This window comes from Lentimicrobium sp. S6 (genome assembly GCF_013166635.1).
Classification (GTDB): Bacteria; Bacteroidota; Bacteroidia; order Bacteroidales; family UBA12170; genus UBA12170.
The window spans coordinates 33,669-49,857 of the sequence record NZ_JABKBZ010000002.1; the positions used below are offsets into that span (position 1 = coordinate 33,669).

Below are 16,189 nucleotides of genomic sequence, written 5' to 3' on the forward strand. Positions count from 1 at the left end.
ATCCTTTCTCTTTTTTTGATAGATTTACATCGAGATTTTTGCGAAGCCACCAATAAGATATTACAAATTAAATTATCAAACATGAACTTACAATTCTACAAAAGTATTGTATTGACAATGCTATTGAGTACATTTATTTTTCAAAGTTTTGCTCAAAAGACACCCATCGACAAAGCAGATTACAGAATGGCTGAGCGCTTTAGTCCCACAAAAATCAAAAACATGGTTTTTAGTCTCGATGTCAGACCCAAATGGTTAGAATCAGGAGATAAGTTTTGGTATACCTACAAAACCACTGAAGGTACTTTCTATTATTTAGTTGATTTGGAAAAGAAAAGCAAAAAACCACTTTTCGATAATCACCACATGGCTACTCAGTTAACATTAATTACTAAGGATCCTTATGATTTACAACATCTTCCAGATATTAAACCTGACTTCGAAAAAGGAGATAAAACCTTTCGTTTTGATGTAACTAGCACCCAGTTTGAAGAAAAAAAGAAAGAGGATGTTACTGATTCTACATCAGTCAAAAAAGAAGAAGAAAAAGTGATAGAAATAGAAGAGGAAGATAAAAGAGACGACGAAAAGGAAAAAGACGGAGAGATTGATAAGAAAAAGAAAGCTAAAAAAGACAAACCCAAGAAAAAAGTCTTTCACCTAGAATATAACATCGAAACTGGTGAGCTTAAAGAAATAGAAGACTGGAAAAAAGAAATAAAAGATCCAGACTGGGCTAATATTTCACCAAACGATAGCATTATCATTTTTGCTAGAGATTATAATTTGTATTGGATGGATTATGCCAACTACTTGAAAGCAAAAGAAGAGGAAGACAAACAAAAAGATGATGAGGATCATAAAGACTCTACTATTGTTGAGTACCAAATCACAAATGATGGAGTGAAGAACTATGGCTATGGTGGTGGATACACTGCTCAGAATAACGATACAGAGAAAGAGATTAAAGAAGAAATGAAGAAAAGAAGAAGTGCTTGGGTAACTTGGTCCCAAGATTCTAAAAAGTTCTCATTAATTCGTTCCGACGATCGTCACTTAAATGAATTATGGGTGATTGATGTATTGAAGAATCCACGCCCCAAATTGGAAACCTATAAATACCAAATGCCAGGCGAAAAAGACACCACAGAAGTGGAACTCTTGGTTTTTGATGCAGAAACCAAAGAACATATAAAAATTCAAACTAATAAATTCAAAAACCAATGGGTTAATGTTTCCAGCAAATCTTTCACCAATAAAGAAAAGCTAGCTGATCACTTGGCTTCACAATGGATTTCAGAATCCTCTGATAAACTTTACTTTACCAGGAGCAGTCGTGATTTAAAGAAATTTGAATTTTGTGTTGCTGATTTAAATTCAGGTGAAGTTTCTGTTATTCTTGAAGAAAGTATGAATACTTATCTGGATACTAGAACTCCAATCCTTTTCAATAATGAGAAGCAATTTATCCATTGGTCGGAACGTACAGGATGGGGGCATTTCTATCTTTATGATATTGATGGAACTTTGGTTCGTCAATTGACTTCTGGACCATGGAAAACAGACGAATATTCTGCTAAAGTAGATGAAAAAACAAATACTTTATTCTTTACTGCTCAAGGTAAAGAAGCCAATGAAAACCCATATTACACCCACCAGTATAGTGTTTCATTAAAAGGTGGCGATATTAAACTACTCAATACAGGAAATTACTATCATAGCTCCAAATTAAGCGACTCTTATCATTATTTCATCAATAACTATTCAAGAGTGAATACAACGCCTAAATCGGAGATTAGAGACCGCTCAGGAAATCTAGTCATGGAATTAGAAACTGCCGATTTATCTTCATTATTTGCTGCCGGTTATAAATTCCCAGAACCATTTAAAGCTAAAGCTGCCGATGGTATTACTGATATTTATGGAGTGATGTATAAACCATTCAAAATGGATTCTACTAAGACTTATCCAATTTTAGAATATGTGTACCCTGGGCCTCAAACCGAAGCCATGAGTTTCAAATTCTCTCCTCGTATGGATAGAAATGACAGAATGGCTCAATTGGGTTTCGTTGTTATTTCATTAGGAAATAGAGGAGGCTCTCCAAATAGATCACAGTGGTATCACACTTATGGTTACGGAGACTTACGTGACTATGGTTTAGCAGACAAGAAATATGTAGTGGAACAACTAGCTGATCGCTTTGATTTTATCGACATCGATAAAGTGGGTATCTCTGGTCATTCAGGTGGTGGTTTTATGTCGACAGCAGCTTTATTACAGTATCCTGATTTTTATAAAGTTGCTGTTTCTTCTGCAGGTAATCATGAAAACAATATCTACAACCGTTGGTGGAGTGAGCGTCATCATGGAGTTGAAGAAAAAGTATCAGATGATGGTGATACCACTTTTGTATATCAAATTGAGAAAAATAGTGATTTAGCAAAGAATTTAAAAGGTCACTTAATGCTGGTTACTGGTGATATTGATAATAATGTACATCCTGGAAATACTTTGAGAATGGCCAATGCCTTAATAAAAGCCAATAAACGTTTCGACCTGTTTATTATGACTGGTCAGCGACATGGTTTTGGTGGACATGGTGATTATTTCTTCTGGCGCAAAGCAGATTATTTCTGCCGTCATCTCATTGGAGATTATTCCATTAGTACCGATATATTTGAAATGAATAGGGAACATAAGGCTACTCCTAGTAAGAAGAGAAGCAAATAGTGTTTGCCCATAAAGTCCGACTTCTTCGTTAGGCTTGTCCTAAAATTGGTCATTTACAAAAGTAAACTCCCAAGTCTAGGACTTCGCAAGCCCTGCCTAGCCGTCAGGTAGGCTCGAATTTAAACTTTATGAATCAAACACGTAAGTTCAAGCACTATATAAACTACTTAATAATCTAAGAGAAATAGCCGTGGGATTCTGCGGCTATTTTTTTGCTTGCCCAAATCTTAACAATATTTAAAAACATCCATGTATAGTTGTTTTCAATTAATTTTACATAAAAATAAGCAACGAATGTAACTTATTCAATAGCTGAACAGTCATAGACTTATGAAAACAAATACCATTATACTAAGCTTCTTTCTTCTCATATCCCTGTTTTCTCAAGGACAAAATGACGAAAGCCATGTGATTCGAGGAACCATCATTGATAAAAACACCAATGAAGTACTACCCTATGCCAATATCGTTATACTTCAAAAATACAAAGGAACGGTAAGTAATGAAAAAGGAAGTTTCTCATTTGACCTATCTCCTTTCTCATCTCAAGACACGCTCAGTTTTCAGTTTATTGGATACAAGTCGCATAAGGTACTCGTGAACCAAACCACTCCTGAAATGACGGGTCAGTTTAAAAACTTGGGGATTAAGCAAAAAGCTTCTGCAATCTAAAGAGAAGGAAATTAGTATCAGACACCCCTCTTAAATTCGCTCTGAAGAGTTTGATCTTTGAGTTGAAAGACTCCGCATTAGCATTTGTATTTCTGTTTAAAAAGAAGTTTGTTATATTCTCCATATTAGTTCCAATAGAATTTGCTGCTGTGTAGAAGTTTTCCATCTTATTAGCGAACACACTTGTTATCCAGTTTATGAAGTTACGTTCAGCCACTTGTTTATTTCTTAACTCATAGATGTTTCTGAACACCATTGTAATTTTATATGCTACCATTAATTTGGGGTATTCTTTAAATAGTATTTTAGCTCTTAGCTTTTGGGTATATGTCCATTTTGATGAACATTTAAAAAGAAGAAATCTACTTCTGGCAAGTAGCTGTTTCACTGTATCTCCATTTGAAAACTCTTTGGGAACATATCTTTCACCATTCTTTTTAGCTTCAGAAATAGCCTTGTTCTCTTCATCAATTGCTTTCCATCTTAATTTGATTCGGATTTGCTGTAATGATTCTATTACCAATTTAACGACATGAAACCTATCAATTACGAAGTCAGCATTAGGAAAGCTTATTCGCATACTAGCCTCCATGTTTTTTGCCATATCTAAAGTAACTTCTTTAACCCTTTTCCTTTGTTCTAAGGGTTTGAGATTTACAACACTTGATATATCATTAGATAAAGTGCCTTTTATGCTAGCTACAAGTGTTCCTTTTTTTCCTTTACCCTGCTTGTTTGTAACAAAGGTATACAACTCTCCTTGTGACAAAGAAACTTCATCTATACTTAAGAATTCTCCTATGTTTTCTGGGAAAATCATATAATCTTCTGCATGTTTCTTTTGATCCCAATCTTTAAAATCACTGCTATGATCTTTATAATTACGCCTTAGTTTATCTGGCTTAATACAATAATAGCTGGCTATATTACTAATGGTATCTACTCGGGTCTCTACCTGTACCTTTTAAAAAATCAGACAGTTCCTTTGTTATTTTAGAACCCTCTGCTATAAAAGTATAATCTCCTTTTAGGTCTGGTGATAAACCGTCTTTTGAACGCCATCGCCTTCGTTTTATGCTTAAATATAATGCTTTCCCACGTACAGGGAAATCTTGAATCGTCTTTGATGGGTAAAAACCTTTTGACTGATATGCGTCTTGATTATAGCCATGGGGAAGCTGATTCTTCTCCTCTAATTCAATTTGAAAAAGCTCTTGCTTTGTCTCTAAATCACATAGCTCTTTTACCGATATTACTTCAAAGTAATCTAAAAAACTCGTCGGAAGTAACATATAGGAGATATCTTTTTGCATAGATCATTTTTATGCCAAAAATATAGATTTCTTAATTTTGTCCCCAAGTTTTTTATGTGTCCCTTTTTTTTCTTGGGGATGTAATATTTGGCAGCTGGAGAGCTGAAGATGGACTTGGAGACTTGGGGAGCTGGAGCGATTGGACGAGTTGGGGAAAGGGTGACTTGAAGAGCAGAACAGAAACATCCTAATGATTAAAATCGATACTCTTAGATAAACGTAGAGATACCGCATAATTATTGGTCAATTGAGTACCATTCATGTTTTTATAAAAAGGGTAATCATATTTTAATGAGACATTCCATTGCTTCCAGAAATTATATCGTAGTTGAGGAGCTATAAACATCACATGCCCGCCTGTTGCATTCACCAATTCCTTGTTTTTATCGGAGGCTTTATCTCTATATTGTGACCTCCACTGTAAAGCTAAAGTTAGTTTAGACATAATTTTATATCCCGCATAAAGAGAGTTATTATAAAGATTCCCATACTTATAATTGGTTCTCTCCGTTTCAATACGCTGGGAGTATTCGAAGGAATTATCAAAGAACAAGGCCAATTTCCCTTGCATATATAACTTTGAAAACAAAAGCCCAATCTGATATTTATAAGAACCAGAAGAAGGCTGGATATCGATAGGAAGGACGACCGAACCATCCACCTGATCGAATGTTCCAACGGGCAAAGTCACTTTTACTCTTGGAAATATATTGAAGAATTTCTCACAATTCTGATAAGCTAAATATTGAGCTCCCAAAACCAGATCTCCTAAGCCAGTTGCATTTCTATTCTGATCGAAAACAAAGTATTGAGCCTTGGCAAAAAAGTAGCCTATCTCTGCTGTCACTTTTAATTTATCAGTAATTCCATAAGCCAGATTTGCAGAGGAATACATAAAATAGGAATAGTCTATATATTCATAATCGGATCTTTCATTCCCTTTGAAGTATATATCGGAATAGCTATAAGTACCTAAAATACCGGCTTCCAATATTTTCTTCCCTCCTCCACTTGCTGAGCCATCATCGCTTATTGGGTTTCCAGCAGCGCAGCATTGGGCTTCGGCTTCTTGGATGCAGCAAAAACTTGCCAATACCATAGCCAATATAATGAATCTATTCATCATGTTTTGTGTTTATGAAAATGTGGATAATAGACCTTAGGGAATGTAAATATTAACGGTTACCGTTTCCGTTACTTCGCCTTTATCATTCTTCACTGTACACTTTATAATCTTATCTCCAATACAGCATTCCGAACCTGTAAATCTTACTTGAGATCCATCTTCATTCAATACAAAGATATCACCCAGATCAACTTCCCAAGTATATTCACAATTTCCTCCAGAAGCCTCACAGGTAATGATAGCAGGCTCTTCACCACCAAATTTGATGGTCGATTTATCAGATGTTAGACTTAAAATCTCAGGAGTAGTAGTTGTTGTACTAGGTGTTGTTGTTTCTTCTTTCTTGCAACTGATACTAAAAACAGTGGCTAGCATCAACAGGGCTATTATTGTATATTTCATGGGTTTATTGTTTAATTATTTTTGTGCTTGAAACGGCCATCCCATTACTAGAGATCATGACCATATATGTTCCATTTACTTTATTTGTTAGGTCTATTTCCTGATTATTACCATCCTCAATGGAGCTTGAATATACCATTTGACCTTGCATGGAGAAGACTTGAATTTTAGCATTTAGAATACTTGGTGTATCATTCAAGTTAATGCTATACCTACCACTGCTAATACTTGGAAAAACTGAAATATCACTTAGGTAGTCATACTCATTTACAGCTACATGTCCAACGTAGATACCCATTAAACTCAAATAACCCATTTGAACATCATCATAATTGATAGTTCGTTCATATTCACAACAAGTGCCTATCAACAGCTGATATGCTTCATCGGGAGCTCTGAACCATTCGGTATCGTGACCTGTATCTGCAACAGCTTGCATAATGATATAAGTATCGGTAACAAACTCATCGAAGGTAACCGTAGTTTCTGCATAAAAAGGATCGTATTTGGAAAAACTAACCCCTTCCATGGCATTAAGTTTTGCCTCTACCCTTACTTTACAAGTATAACAATTGCCAAGGGTGATGAATCTTACTGTGAAATCATCTTTAGTTTGAGCAAATAAAGATGGGGCAGCCAACAGAATAGCCATCACTAGGATAAACGTAGATTTTATTTTCATAAGGGTATTGTTAATTAGTTTTTTGTATCACAAAAGTATTATTATCACCTTGAAAACAACACTAATCCCTACGCTTACGTGACGAGTATATTTCGATTTAATCCTAGAATTTTACGTTGTATATCGCCTTTTTACTCCCTATTATTTCAAGAAAGTAGCATCAAAGCTAAACCACTATGGACTGAATTAGCATAGGTTTGTTTTAGGAATAATATTCGTTCTAATAATGACCAATTATGGATGGAAGCCCGAAGTAGATTTACTTCTAGCTTCTGACTCCCGTCTTCGAACCATGAAGTATATAGAAACCGAAACACTAAAGTGTATAGTTTTAAAAACGAATGAGACCAATAAAGTCCTAACTGATCATACTAATCTTTTGCAACTTATCTATTTCCAATATCCGAATGTCATTTTTAATAATTTCAATGACGCCCTCCTCGTTCAACTCCTTCAATGTTCTGATTACGGTATCTTTTGACATTCCTGTAAGCTCGGCCATATCTTGCCTTGATATAGAAATGAGATGATCTCTATCGTCAAATATCTTTTCATGTAAATAGATTAAGCTGTCAGCCAATCGACCATGGGTATTTTTATGAGTTAAACAAGTAAAGCGCTCGTAATTAAAAATTCCATTCCAACTGATCAACTCCATAAACTGCTCTGCAAATCTCTCATTCATTTTTATCACCTTTTTAAAAATGTGGATGTCGATAAAACAAACGGAGGACTCCTCAATAGCGCTTACTGAAGAATAGTGAATTTGATCGGCAAATATGCCTGGAGCACCCAAGAAATTGGTGGGTTTTATAAATTGCAACAATAAGTTTCGATTGCCCGAAGCCTCAATATAAACCTTGGCAATACCAGAGGTGAAACTGATCACATGGGACATAGGCGCCCCTTGCTTCACTATGATTTCTCCTTTCTTAAACTTTACTTGCCTTTTGTTGACATTGATTAATTCTAATTCTTCCTCCGTCAACACTTGAAAAAGTGGTGATTTCATAGAACAACTACAACAGTTTTTATCTTGTATACAATTCATCATCTCTCCTTTGCTGTTTAAATAATACCGATCAAATCCATTCTCAAAACTTACTTTTTGGGCCTATCATATTTGCAACAAGAATGTAAAGCTTCATATACTTCATCCTTAGCTGTAGCCTTTTCTGTATCGTAACCCACATCGGCAATTGCCTGATGAATAGCTTCAATATTGGTTTTTTCAGCATCAAAGGTAATTTCCATCATTTTAGTTTTTTGATTCCAATTGGCTTTTTTCACCCCATCAACATTCTTTACTGCTTTTTCTATGGTCTTCTCACACATTCCGCAGTTACCGTAAACTTTAAATTTCTCTTTGGTCACATTTCCCGCTATGGCAGAAAAGCCAAACATTAATACCATGGCTAATAATAAACTGAATTGCTTTTTCATGTTTCTAATTTTTAATTTGTTATTATTTACTTCTTTCATATTTACAACAAGCATGTAATTGCTCATAAACGGCATCAGGGGCTTTTGCCAATTCGGTATCATGCCCAACTTGAGCCAATTCTTGATGAATAAGTCCCATACTTACCTCCTCAGGATTAATACTCAGTTTGAGCATAGTGGTTTCTGAATCCCAATCGGCTTTCACCACACCCTGAAGCTCCAATACCGCAGTTTCAATTCTTTCTTTACACATACCACAGTTTCCATAAACCTTAATTTCTTCTAGTTTTAAGTTCTGAGGCCTATCGTATTTACAACATTCATGTAGGGACTCATAGACTTCATTTGGGGAGGTTTCCAAATCAGTATCATGCCCAACATGAGCTATAGCCTGATGTACTTCCGCCAAATCTACCGACTCATGATGAAGGTATAAACTCTTGGTATTTTCATCCCAATTGACATGTTCTACTCCTGCTACTGATAAGGCTGCAGTTTCTATTCTTTCTTTACACATACTGCAATTTCCATACACCGTAAAAGCGTCATCAGCATTCTCCAAACTAGGCATTTCACCATGATCATGTCCTGAACTTACTGCTCCACCCCCTGGATTCATCATGCTGGGCAAACCAGATAATTGTGCTGAGGCATCTATTTTAAACACTCCATTTACGGCGATCTCTTCACCGACTTCTAATCCGGATTTCACAATATAATAATCGCCAACCTCAGCACCTAAATCAATTTCTCTATACAGAAATGTGGGAGAATTTCTTTCAGGAACTTTTATATAAACTACAGCTCGCTTTCCAGTCCATAAAATTGATGATTGTGGAATTAAAATTTCTAATTCCTCTGATGCCGATTCTGAATGTAGAACACCATCCACAAACATTTCTGGCTTCAGAGACAAATCCGAATTATCTAGTTCTACTCTCACCTGCACCACTCTGGTCTTTGGATTCAGAAAAGCATCAATAAAAGAGACCTTTCCACTAAACTCCTTTTGGGCCAAAGCCTTAATTTTAAAATTGATTTCATCACCTATTTTAATCCAAGGCAAATCGCTTTCATATGCATCAAAAAGCACCCAAACTTTGGTGAGATCTATTACTTGCAACATGCCTTTACCTTCTTTCACATAATCCCCTTCTGTGACATGTCTGCCACTTACTGTTCCTGAAATTGGAGAAAACACATCAAAATAGAGCTGTGGTTCTCCATTTTCTTCTATGGCTTTGATTTGAGATTTTGATAAGTCCCATAATTTAAGCTTAGCTATGGCTGCATCATACAAAGCTGGACGGGTATCTATAAAAGAAAGCGCTTCTAATAATTCTTTTTGTGCTGAAACCAAATCAGGAGAATATATAGTGGCCAAAAGCTCCCCCTTTTTCACTTGTTGGCCAGTAAAATTCACAAATAGCTTTTCTATCCGCCCCCCATAACGAGCCGTGATTTCGGCAATATTGCGTTCATCGGCCTTTACCTTTCCTTGCAAAAACAAGTCTTTCATTGGCAAAGCCTCCTCCACTATTAAAGTTTGAATATTGGCTAAACTTGCGGCTGCCTTAGTCATGCTGATTTCATTTGAAGAAGCATGATCACCACCTGAACCCATGGTTTGCATGGGAACTAAATCCATAGCACAAATGGGGCAAAGACCGGGTTTGTTTTGCTTAATTTGAGGATGCATGGAGCAGGTATACATGGTTTCTACTTCTTCCTCTTGATGTTCATGATTGTGCTCATCATCTGAAGGTTGACTGCTTCCACCCAAGAACATCCAACCTATCAACATTCCTATAATCAATGTGGGAATGATGACGTATATATATTGTTTTATATTTTTCATTTTTCTGTTTTTTATTGACCCATTAAATATTGAACAAAAGCAATGGACGCTAGCTTATCTACTCTAGCTTTCTCCAATTCCAAATCATATTTTAAAAGCCGTCGTTCCATGCGTAGCATTTCTTCAAATCCCTTTGCATTGGTGGAATATTCCACTTCAATAAGCTTTAGTGATTGCTTAGCCAATTTCCCTTGACTAGAATAATGTGAGATTCGTCGTTGTGCATCTTTATAGTCTTTAAAAGCATTCTCGAAAATGGTTTCCAATACGAGTTCTTTCTCAAATTTCTCTTCTGTTTTTGCAGCTTGCAAATACAATACTTCATTAACCATAGCTTTATACTTGTTTCGATATAGAGGAATGGTAATTCCTATTTTGGGAAACAAGAGCGCATCTTTGCCAGATAGGTTATTTTCTCCTTTTCCAATAAAAGTATAATCTATGCCTATTGAGATATTGGGTAAACCCGCTTTTTTAGCCACTTGCTGACGAGATTCCAAAGAATGATATTGATATTCCAGACTCAAAAGCTGATGATTATTAGCATATATACTATCCAACAAGGCTTTTTTATCGAGTTTCAAATCCTGCTCCCAAATAAGATCTGGAATGGAAATTATAGACTCATTATCTACATTTAATAGATTATTGAAAGTGATAGAAAGCACTTCATATTTATCTTGAACAAGAGCCAACTGATTTTCCAAATCAGCCAATTCCATTTCCACTCTTAGTTCATCGTTAAGGCTGGCTTTTCCGGTTTCAATTTTGGTGAGGGCTAATTGCTTAAAGACATGCAATATGCTCTGATTTTCAGACATCACAAAAATAGCCTTACGAGTAAAATAGAGATTATAATAGGTAGCTTTTACTTCGTTGAATAATATGGACTTGGCCTCCTCAAAAGCTTCATATTTTGCTTTTGCCAGTTGAACAGCCACATCTTCTTTGGCTTGCAGACTACCAAACCAAGGAAACATTTGATTGGCTGATACTTTAGCAATCTGAGGACCTTCACGGGTTTCAACTGGAAGGATGAAATAGCCAAAGGCAAAGCTTGGATCTGGCAAACTACCTACTTGAGGAATGACTTCCAAAGCAGCCATATATTCATTGAACTTGACTTGTAATCCCGGATTATTCTGGGCTGCTGCCTTCAAATAAACCTGTAAATCTTCTTGAGCATAGCTCATTTGAAAACCCAATATGCAAATACAAATGACGATTATCTTTTTCATATCGCTCCTCCTTCTGTTAATTCGTTGATGGATTCTTCCTTCAGTTTTCTTTCTTGCCACATGCTGTATAAAACAGGTACCACAAACATGGTGAGCACTTCTATAGTCATTCCTCCAAATAGTGGGATGGCCATTGGTACCATAATATCGGAGCCTTTTCCAGTAGAGGTCAGCACGGGGAGCAAAGCAATAACTGTAGTTGCAGTTGTCATCATAGCAGGCCTCACTCTTTTCATTCCGGCCTCTATCACCAATGCTCTTACTTCTGCTTTGTTCTTTGGCTTATTCTTCTCGAAAAGTTGTTTTAAATGGGTGCTAATTAATACACCATCATCGGTAGCCACTCCAAACAGGGCAATGAAACCAACCCAAACCGCCACACTTAAATTGATGGTTCTCACTTGAAACAAATCACGCATATTGGTGCCAAAAATGGAGAAATCTAAAAACCAAGGCTGGCCATAAAGCCAAATCATGATAAAGCCTCCAGCCAGAGCCACTATTATTCCTGAGAAAATTAATGAGGAGGTAATCACCGAACGAAACTGAAAATACAGGATCAGAAAAATCACCACTAAACATATTGGTATAATCAACAAGAGACGTTTGGTCGCTCTAATTTGGTTCTCATAGTTTCCAGTGAAAATAAAATTCACACCTTCAGGCATCACCAGTTCACCAGTCTCCATCTTATCCTCCAAATACTTCTGAGCATTTTCTACCACATCCACTTCAGCAAAGCCTTCTTGCTTATCAAAAATAACATAGCCCACTAAAAAGGTATTTTCACTTTTGACCATTTGTGGTCCTCGAGAATACTCAATATCTACGAGTTCTCCCAAAGGAATTTGTTGTCCCATGGGTGTAGGAATTAAAATTTTCTTTAAGCCTTCAGGATGATCTCTATATTCTCTAGCATATCTTAATCGGATGGGATAGCGTTCGCGGCCTTCTACACTGGTAGAAAGTTGCATTCCTCCAATTGCACTACCAATAATTCCTTGCAAGTCTTGAATGGTAAGCCCATAACGAGCTAATTCTTTTCTTTTAATATTGAGCTCTAGGTAAGGCTTCCCAACAACTCTATCAGCAAAAACCGACATAGCAGAAACGCCTTCCACCTCTTTTAAAAGCTTCTCCAATTCATAGCCCACCTTTTCAATGGATTCCAAATCAGGGCCATAAACTTTCATGCCCATGGGGGCCCGCATTCCGGTTTGCAACATGACCAAGCGAGTTTGAATGGGTTGTAATTTAGGCGCGGAGGTGAGTCCTGGAATACTAGAATGATGAACTATCTCTTTCCAAATATCATCAGGAGAATTTATATTCTCTCTCCATTGACGAAAATATTCTCCATCTTCCTCAACAATTAGATTTTCCCTTTCAATGACCTTAAACTCTTCCTCCCTTGGATGATAGGTACTGCCATCTTTAAGTACAAAAGCGCCTTCTCCATCTACTTTAAATCGAAGTCGCTTTCCATGTTCATTTAAGATATACTCAGATTTATAATTGATTACATTCTCATACATGGAAACAGGTGCAGGATCCAATGCTGAATTCACTCTTCCCCATTTACCGATGACATTCTCAACTTCTGGAATGGCATTTACTTTTTTATCTAAGATTCTAATGACTTCCAAATTCTCTTCAATCCCAGAATGCGGCATGGTGGTTGGCATTAACAAAAAGCTTCCTTCGTCTAGATTTGGCATAAACTCTTTCCCTATACCAGGTAATGATTCATCTAGCGACTTCCAAGTTTTTGATTCCTTAATGCTTTCAGGAACAAAACCACCAATCTTATCTATTCCTTGCCAAGTCATTAAACCAAATAGGATTAGAATGATAGGAAAGCTTAAAAAGAACCACTTATGATTTAAACACCAAGAAAGTATTTGACGATAGAAATGCACCATCGCCATCATAAATGCCAAAACAAAAACGATAATAGAGATTACAAAAATGAAATTGGAGAACAAAGATTGTTGAGCTCCAAGAGGCATCCATGCTTTGGTTAAGAAATAAACCACCACCATTAAGATGATAGAAATATTGATATAATTTGGAAACTTTCGGTATTTTTCAGACCATTTGAATTCCATGATATTATTAATTCCGATCGCTATCATCCCTAAAGTGATGAAATTACCAGAAATAAATAAGAGGACAAATCCGCCCAAGATGAGTAATCCATTCCAAATCCAACGGACTTTCTTCTTGTCGAATTTGATAGAAAAGATAAAGTGAGCCAACGCTGGTATGATAATCAAACCAATAATTAAAGCCGAAAGCATGGCAAAGGTCTTTGTGAAAGCCAAAGGTCTAAAAAGTTTACCTTCGGCAGCTTCCATAGCAAATACGGGAAGGAAACTTACGACGGTTGTTGTTAATGCCGTTATAACTGCTCCTGCTACTTCGGTGGTCGCTTCATAAACCACACCTAATAATTGCTTTCCTTTGGCGCCCACATTTTTGGCCATTTCTATATGCCTAATGATGTTCTCTGTAAAGACGACTCCCACATCCACCATCACTCCTATGGCAATAGCAATACCTGATAAAGCCACAATATTAGCATCCACACCAAATCGCCTCATCACGATAAAAGTCATTAAAACGCCTATTGGTAGAAGAGTTGTAATTAAAATGCTGGCTCGCAAATTCAACATCAATACAATGATGACGATAATGCTGATGAGGATCTCCAAGGATAAAGCTTCCTCTAAGGTTCCTAGCGTTTCCTTTATTAAACCCGTACGATCGTAGAAGGGAATCAAAGTTACTTTCGAGACACTCCCATCTGCCAGGGTTTTAGAAGGAAGGCCTGGACTTATCTCTGCTATTTTTGCTTTAACATTCTCTATAACTTCTAATGGATTAGAGCCATATCGTGCCACCACAACACCTCCCACAGCTTCTGCTCCTCCTTTATCCAATCCACCTCTTCTGGTGGCAGGGCCAAAGTTGACTTTTGCCACATCTTTTATTCGAATGGGAACATTTTCATTAACTGCAACCACACTTTCTTCAAGTTCTGATAGTGTTTTCACATAACCCAATGCACGGATTAAATATTCTACTCTATTGAACTCTATTGTTCTAGCACCAATATCCAGATTACTCTTTTTAACTGCATTCATTATCTGAGCAATATTTACACCATGAGCTTTCATGGCTATGGGATCAATATCTATTTGATACTCTTTCACGAAGCCGCCAATTGAAGCTACTTCCGAAACTCCCTTTGCAGCCGTTAATGCATATTTCACATAGAAATCCTGGATACTCCTGAGCTCTTGAGGATCCCAATCACCAGAAGGTTCGCCATCTTTATTTCTTCCTTCTAATGTATACCAATAGACTTGCCCTAAAGCAGTGGCATCTGGGCCTAAAGAAGGTATGACATCAGGGGGCAAAGTACCGGGAGGAAGTGAATTGAGTTTCTCGAGTATACGAGTACGGGTCCAGTAGAAATCTAATCCATCCTCAAAAATAATATAGATACTAGAAACTCCAAAGATGGAATTACTACGTATGGTCTTCACTCCTGGAATACCCAAAAGAGAAGTGGTTAGAGGATAAGATATTTGATCGTCTATATCTTGTGGCGATCGACCTGGCCATTGCGTATATACTATTTGTTGATTCTCTCCTATATCGGGAATGGCATCAACAGGGACAGGGTCTCGTGGTAAGATTCCGGTCTCCCATCCAAAAGGAGAACTGATTACACCCCAAAGAATGAATGTAAAAAGTAAAAGGAAAGTCACCAATCTGTTTTCAAGAAAAAACTTGATGGTTTTATTTAGCATTTTGCATGATTTTTAATTTGATAGAATAAATACACAACATTAGCCTGAAGAAATAATTCCTCAAGCTATCCTATTCATCAAATAAAAATCATAAAATAAAAGACTGGAAACTGGCCAGTATATCTGGCAAATTCGGCGGTGGAATATGAACTCTATCTAGATATAAAGAATTGATATCCTCAAAAGAATCCAATTGGAAAAATTCGTTTTCGAAAACCATGATATCAAATGAGGGAGCTTCATCAACAATGAGATCTACCTGAAATACAGTATCTTCATCTAATTGAAATGCTTCACTTTCATTACGGCAGCAATCCCCATCATCACAACAAGATTCGGGAGTTGAATTAATAGACATAGTTATATATTTGCCACTACAATAGTGCTTGGTCACACTAAAACCAGTACTGGCAGAGAACCATAAAATGGCCATAAATATGTAAACTAATTTCTTCAACCTGCTAATAATTTTTTCATTTAGAAAACAAATGTAATCAGATTTGCGAGCTATTTCCATTAATTAACTTTTTCTTTTGTCTTTATCATCACCACGTGCTTGTCAAGCTATGGATCTAAGAGAAAAGATTCTACGATATGTTTTTGTGTCTTTTGTGTATCCATAGTGCATTTTGTGTAATAGCTCCAATTTGATATTTAGTCCTATTCATCCTTCACTTTCATAATACCACGGACCTGATAAGCTATACCACGAAGTTCCACAAAGAAGACACTAAAAGCACTAAGAAAAAAATATTCGATAATATGTTTTGTACCTTTTGTGTTTCCTTTGTGTGTTTTGTGCAATAGCTTCAAAATTCAATTATCATGTGAATCAGATTTCTCTTTCTCAACATTACCAGCCTAAAAAGCTATAACACGAAGTTCCACAAAGAAGACACTAAAG

14 protein-coding genes are annotated in these 16,189 nt (G+C 36.5%); 3 read left to right on the forward strand and 11 right to left on the reverse strand.

What is annotated here, in order from left to right; all coding sequences use genetic code 11:
* Positions 1 to 81: 81 nt before the first annotated feature.
* Complete coding sequence (locus tag HNS40_RS01125; protein WP_253916205.1) at positions 82 to 2,733, forward strand: DPP IV N-terminal domain-containing protein; 2,652 nt, start codon at positions 82 to 84, stop codon at positions 2,731 to 2,733.
* Between the two features lie 330 nt (positions 2,734 to 3,063).
* On the forward strand, positions 3,064 to 3,405 hold the full coding sequence (locus HNS40_RS01130; RefSeq protein ID WP_172276376.1) for a carboxypeptidase-like regulatory domain-containing protein: 342 nt from the start codon (positions 3,064 to 3,066) through the stop codon (positions 3,403 to 3,405).
* Here HNS40_RS01130 and HNS40_RS01135 read toward each other — a convergent pair.
* Together HNS40_RS01135 and HNS40_RS01140 are read right to left on the reverse strand one after the other, a co-directional pair.
* The gene (locus HNS40_RS01135) at positions 3,380 to 4,225 is read right to left on the reverse strand and encodes a transposase (RefSeq protein ID WP_216663662.1); all 846 of its coding nucleotides are present in this window, start codon (positions 4,223 to 4,225) and stop codon (positions 3,380 to 3,382) included. The two genes, HNS40_RS01130 and HNS40_RS01135, sit on opposite strands and share 26 nt — an antisense overlap.
* Positions 4,226 to 4,334: 109 nt before the next feature.
* Positions 4,335 to 4,718 (reverse strand): hypothetical protein, encoded by a 384-nt coding sequence (locus HNS40_RS01140; protein WP_172276378.1) that lies wholly within the window; start codon positions 4,716 to 4,718, stop codon positions 4,335 to 4,337.
* A 56-nt stretch (positions 4,719 to 4,774) separates the two neighbouring features.
* Here HNS40_RS01140 and HNS40_RS23460 point away from each other — a divergent pair, with 56 nt between their 5' ends.
* Positions 4,775 to 4,909, forward strand: a complete 135-nt coding sequence (locus HNS40_RS23460) for a hypothetical protein (protein ID WP_256367515.1) — start codon at positions 4,775 to 4,777, stop codon at positions 4,907 to 4,909.
* Here HNS40_RS23460 and HNS40_RS01145 read toward each other — a convergent pair.
* The 9 genes from HNS40_RS01145 to HNS40_RS01185 form a co-directional block, all read right to left on the reverse strand.
* Complete coding sequence (locus HNS40_RS01145; RefSeq protein WP_172276380.1) at positions 4,906 to 5,844, reverse strand: transporter; 939 nt, start codon at positions 5,842 to 5,844, stop codon at positions 4,906 to 4,908. The genes HNS40_RS23460 and HNS40_RS01145 overlap by 4 nt on opposite strands.
* Positions 5,845 to 5,877: 33 nt before the next feature.
* A complete protein-coding gene (locus HNS40_RS01150; RefSeq protein ID WP_172276382.1) occupies positions 5,878 to 6,246 on the reverse strand; it encodes a hypothetical protein in 369 nt (122 codons plus the stop codon).
* A gap of 4 nt (positions 6,247 to 6,250) precedes the next feature.
* Positions 6,251 to 6,928 (reverse strand): T9SS type A sorting domain-containing protein, encoded by a 678-nt coding sequence (locus HNS40_RS01155; RefSeq protein WP_172276384.1) that lies wholly within the window; start codon positions 6,926 to 6,928, stop codon positions 6,251 to 6,253.
* Positions 6,929 to 7,286: 358 nt separating this feature from the next.
* A complete protein-coding gene (locus HNS40_RS01160) occupies positions 7,287 to 7,940 on the reverse strand; it encodes a Crp/Fnr family transcriptional regulator (RefSeq protein ID WP_172276386.1) in 654 nt (217 codons plus the stop codon).
* Between the two features lie 89 nt (positions 7,941 to 8,029).
* Complete coding sequence (locus HNS40_RS01165) at positions 8,030 to 8,371, reverse strand: heavy-metal-associated domain-containing protein (protein ID WP_172276388.1); 342 nt, start codon at positions 8,369 to 8,371, stop codon at positions 8,030 to 8,032.
* A 22-nt stretch (positions 8,372 to 8,393) separates the two neighbouring features.
* Positions 8,394 to 10,229: an efflux RND transporter periplasmic adaptor subunit gene (locus tag HNS40_RS01170; RefSeq protein WP_172276390.1), complete on the reverse strand. Its 1,836-nt coding sequence runs from the start codon at positions 10,227 to 10,229 to the stop codon at positions 8,394 to 8,396.
* An 11-nt stretch (positions 10,230 to 10,240) separates the two neighbouring features.
* Complete coding sequence (locus tag HNS40_RS01175; protein ID WP_172276392.1) at positions 10,241 to 11,467, reverse strand: TolC family protein; 1,227 nt, start codon at positions 11,465 to 11,467, stop codon at positions 10,241 to 10,243.
* Positions 11,464 to 15,285 carry an efflux RND transporter permease subunit gene (locus HNS40_RS01180; protein WP_172276394.1) on the reverse strand — a complete coding sequence of 1,274 codons (3,822 nt, stop codon included), beginning with the start codon at positions 15,283 to 15,285 and terminating at the stop codon, positions 11,464 to 11,466. The genes HNS40_RS01175 and HNS40_RS01180 overlap by 4 nt, the downstream gene beginning before the upstream one ends.
* Before the next feature lie 88 nt (positions 15,286 to 15,373).
* Positions 15,374 to 15,742 (reverse strand): hypothetical protein, encoded by a 369-nt coding sequence (locus HNS40_RS01185; protein WP_172276396.1) that lies wholly within the window; start codon positions 15,740 to 15,742, stop codon positions 15,374 to 15,376.
* Positions 15,743 to 16,189: the final 447 nt, after the last annotated feature.

Excerpts from the sequence above, each read along its gene's own strand:
- HNS40_RS01125 (WP_253916205.1), top strand. The coding sequence starts at position 82 with ATGAACTTACAATTCTACAAAAGTATTGTATTGACAATGCTATTGAGT.
- HNS40_RS01130 (WP_172276376.1), top strand. The coding sequence starts at position 3,064 with ATGAAAACAAATACCATTATACTAAGCTTCTTTCTTCTCATATCCCTG.
- HNS40_RS01135 (WP_216663662.1), bottom strand. The coding sequence starts at position 4,225 with ATGATTTTCCCAGAAAACATAGGAGAATTCTTAAGTATAGATGAAGTT.
- HNS40_RS01140 (WP_172276378.1), bottom strand. The coding sequence starts at position 4,718 with ATGCAAAAAGATATCTCCTATATGTTACTTCCGACGAGTTTTTTAGAT.
- HNS40_RS01145 (WP_172276380.1), bottom strand. The coding sequence starts at position 5,844 with ATGATGAATAGATTCATTATATTGGCTATGGTATTGGCAAGTTTTTGC.
- HNS40_RS01150 (WP_172276382.1), bottom strand. The coding sequence starts at position 6,246 with ATGAAATATACAATAATAGCCCTGTTGATGCTAGCCACTGTTTTTAGT.
- HNS40_RS01155 (WP_172276384.1), bottom strand. The coding sequence starts at position 6,928 with ATGAAAATAAAATCTACGTTTATCCTAGTGATGGCTATTCTGTTGGCT.
- HNS40_RS01160 (WP_172276386.1), bottom strand. The coding sequence starts at position 7,940 with ATGAAATCACCACTTTTTCAAGTGTTGACGGAGGAAGAATTAGAATTA.
- HNS40_RS01165 (WP_172276388.1), bottom strand. The coding sequence starts at position 8,371 with ATGAAAAAGCAATTCAGTTTATTATTAGCCATGGTATTAATGTTTGGC.
- HNS40_RS01170 (WP_172276390.1), bottom strand. The coding sequence starts at position 10,229 with ATGAAAAATATAAAACAATATATATACGTCATCATTCCCACATTGATT.
- HNS40_RS01175 (WP_172276392.1), bottom strand. The coding sequence starts at position 11,467 with ATGAAAAAGATAATCGTCATTTGTATTTGCATATTGGGTTTTCAAATG.
- HNS40_RS01180 (WP_172276394.1), bottom strand. The coding sequence starts at position 15,285 with ATGCTAAATAAAACCATCAAGTTTTTTCTTGAAAACAGATTGGTGACT.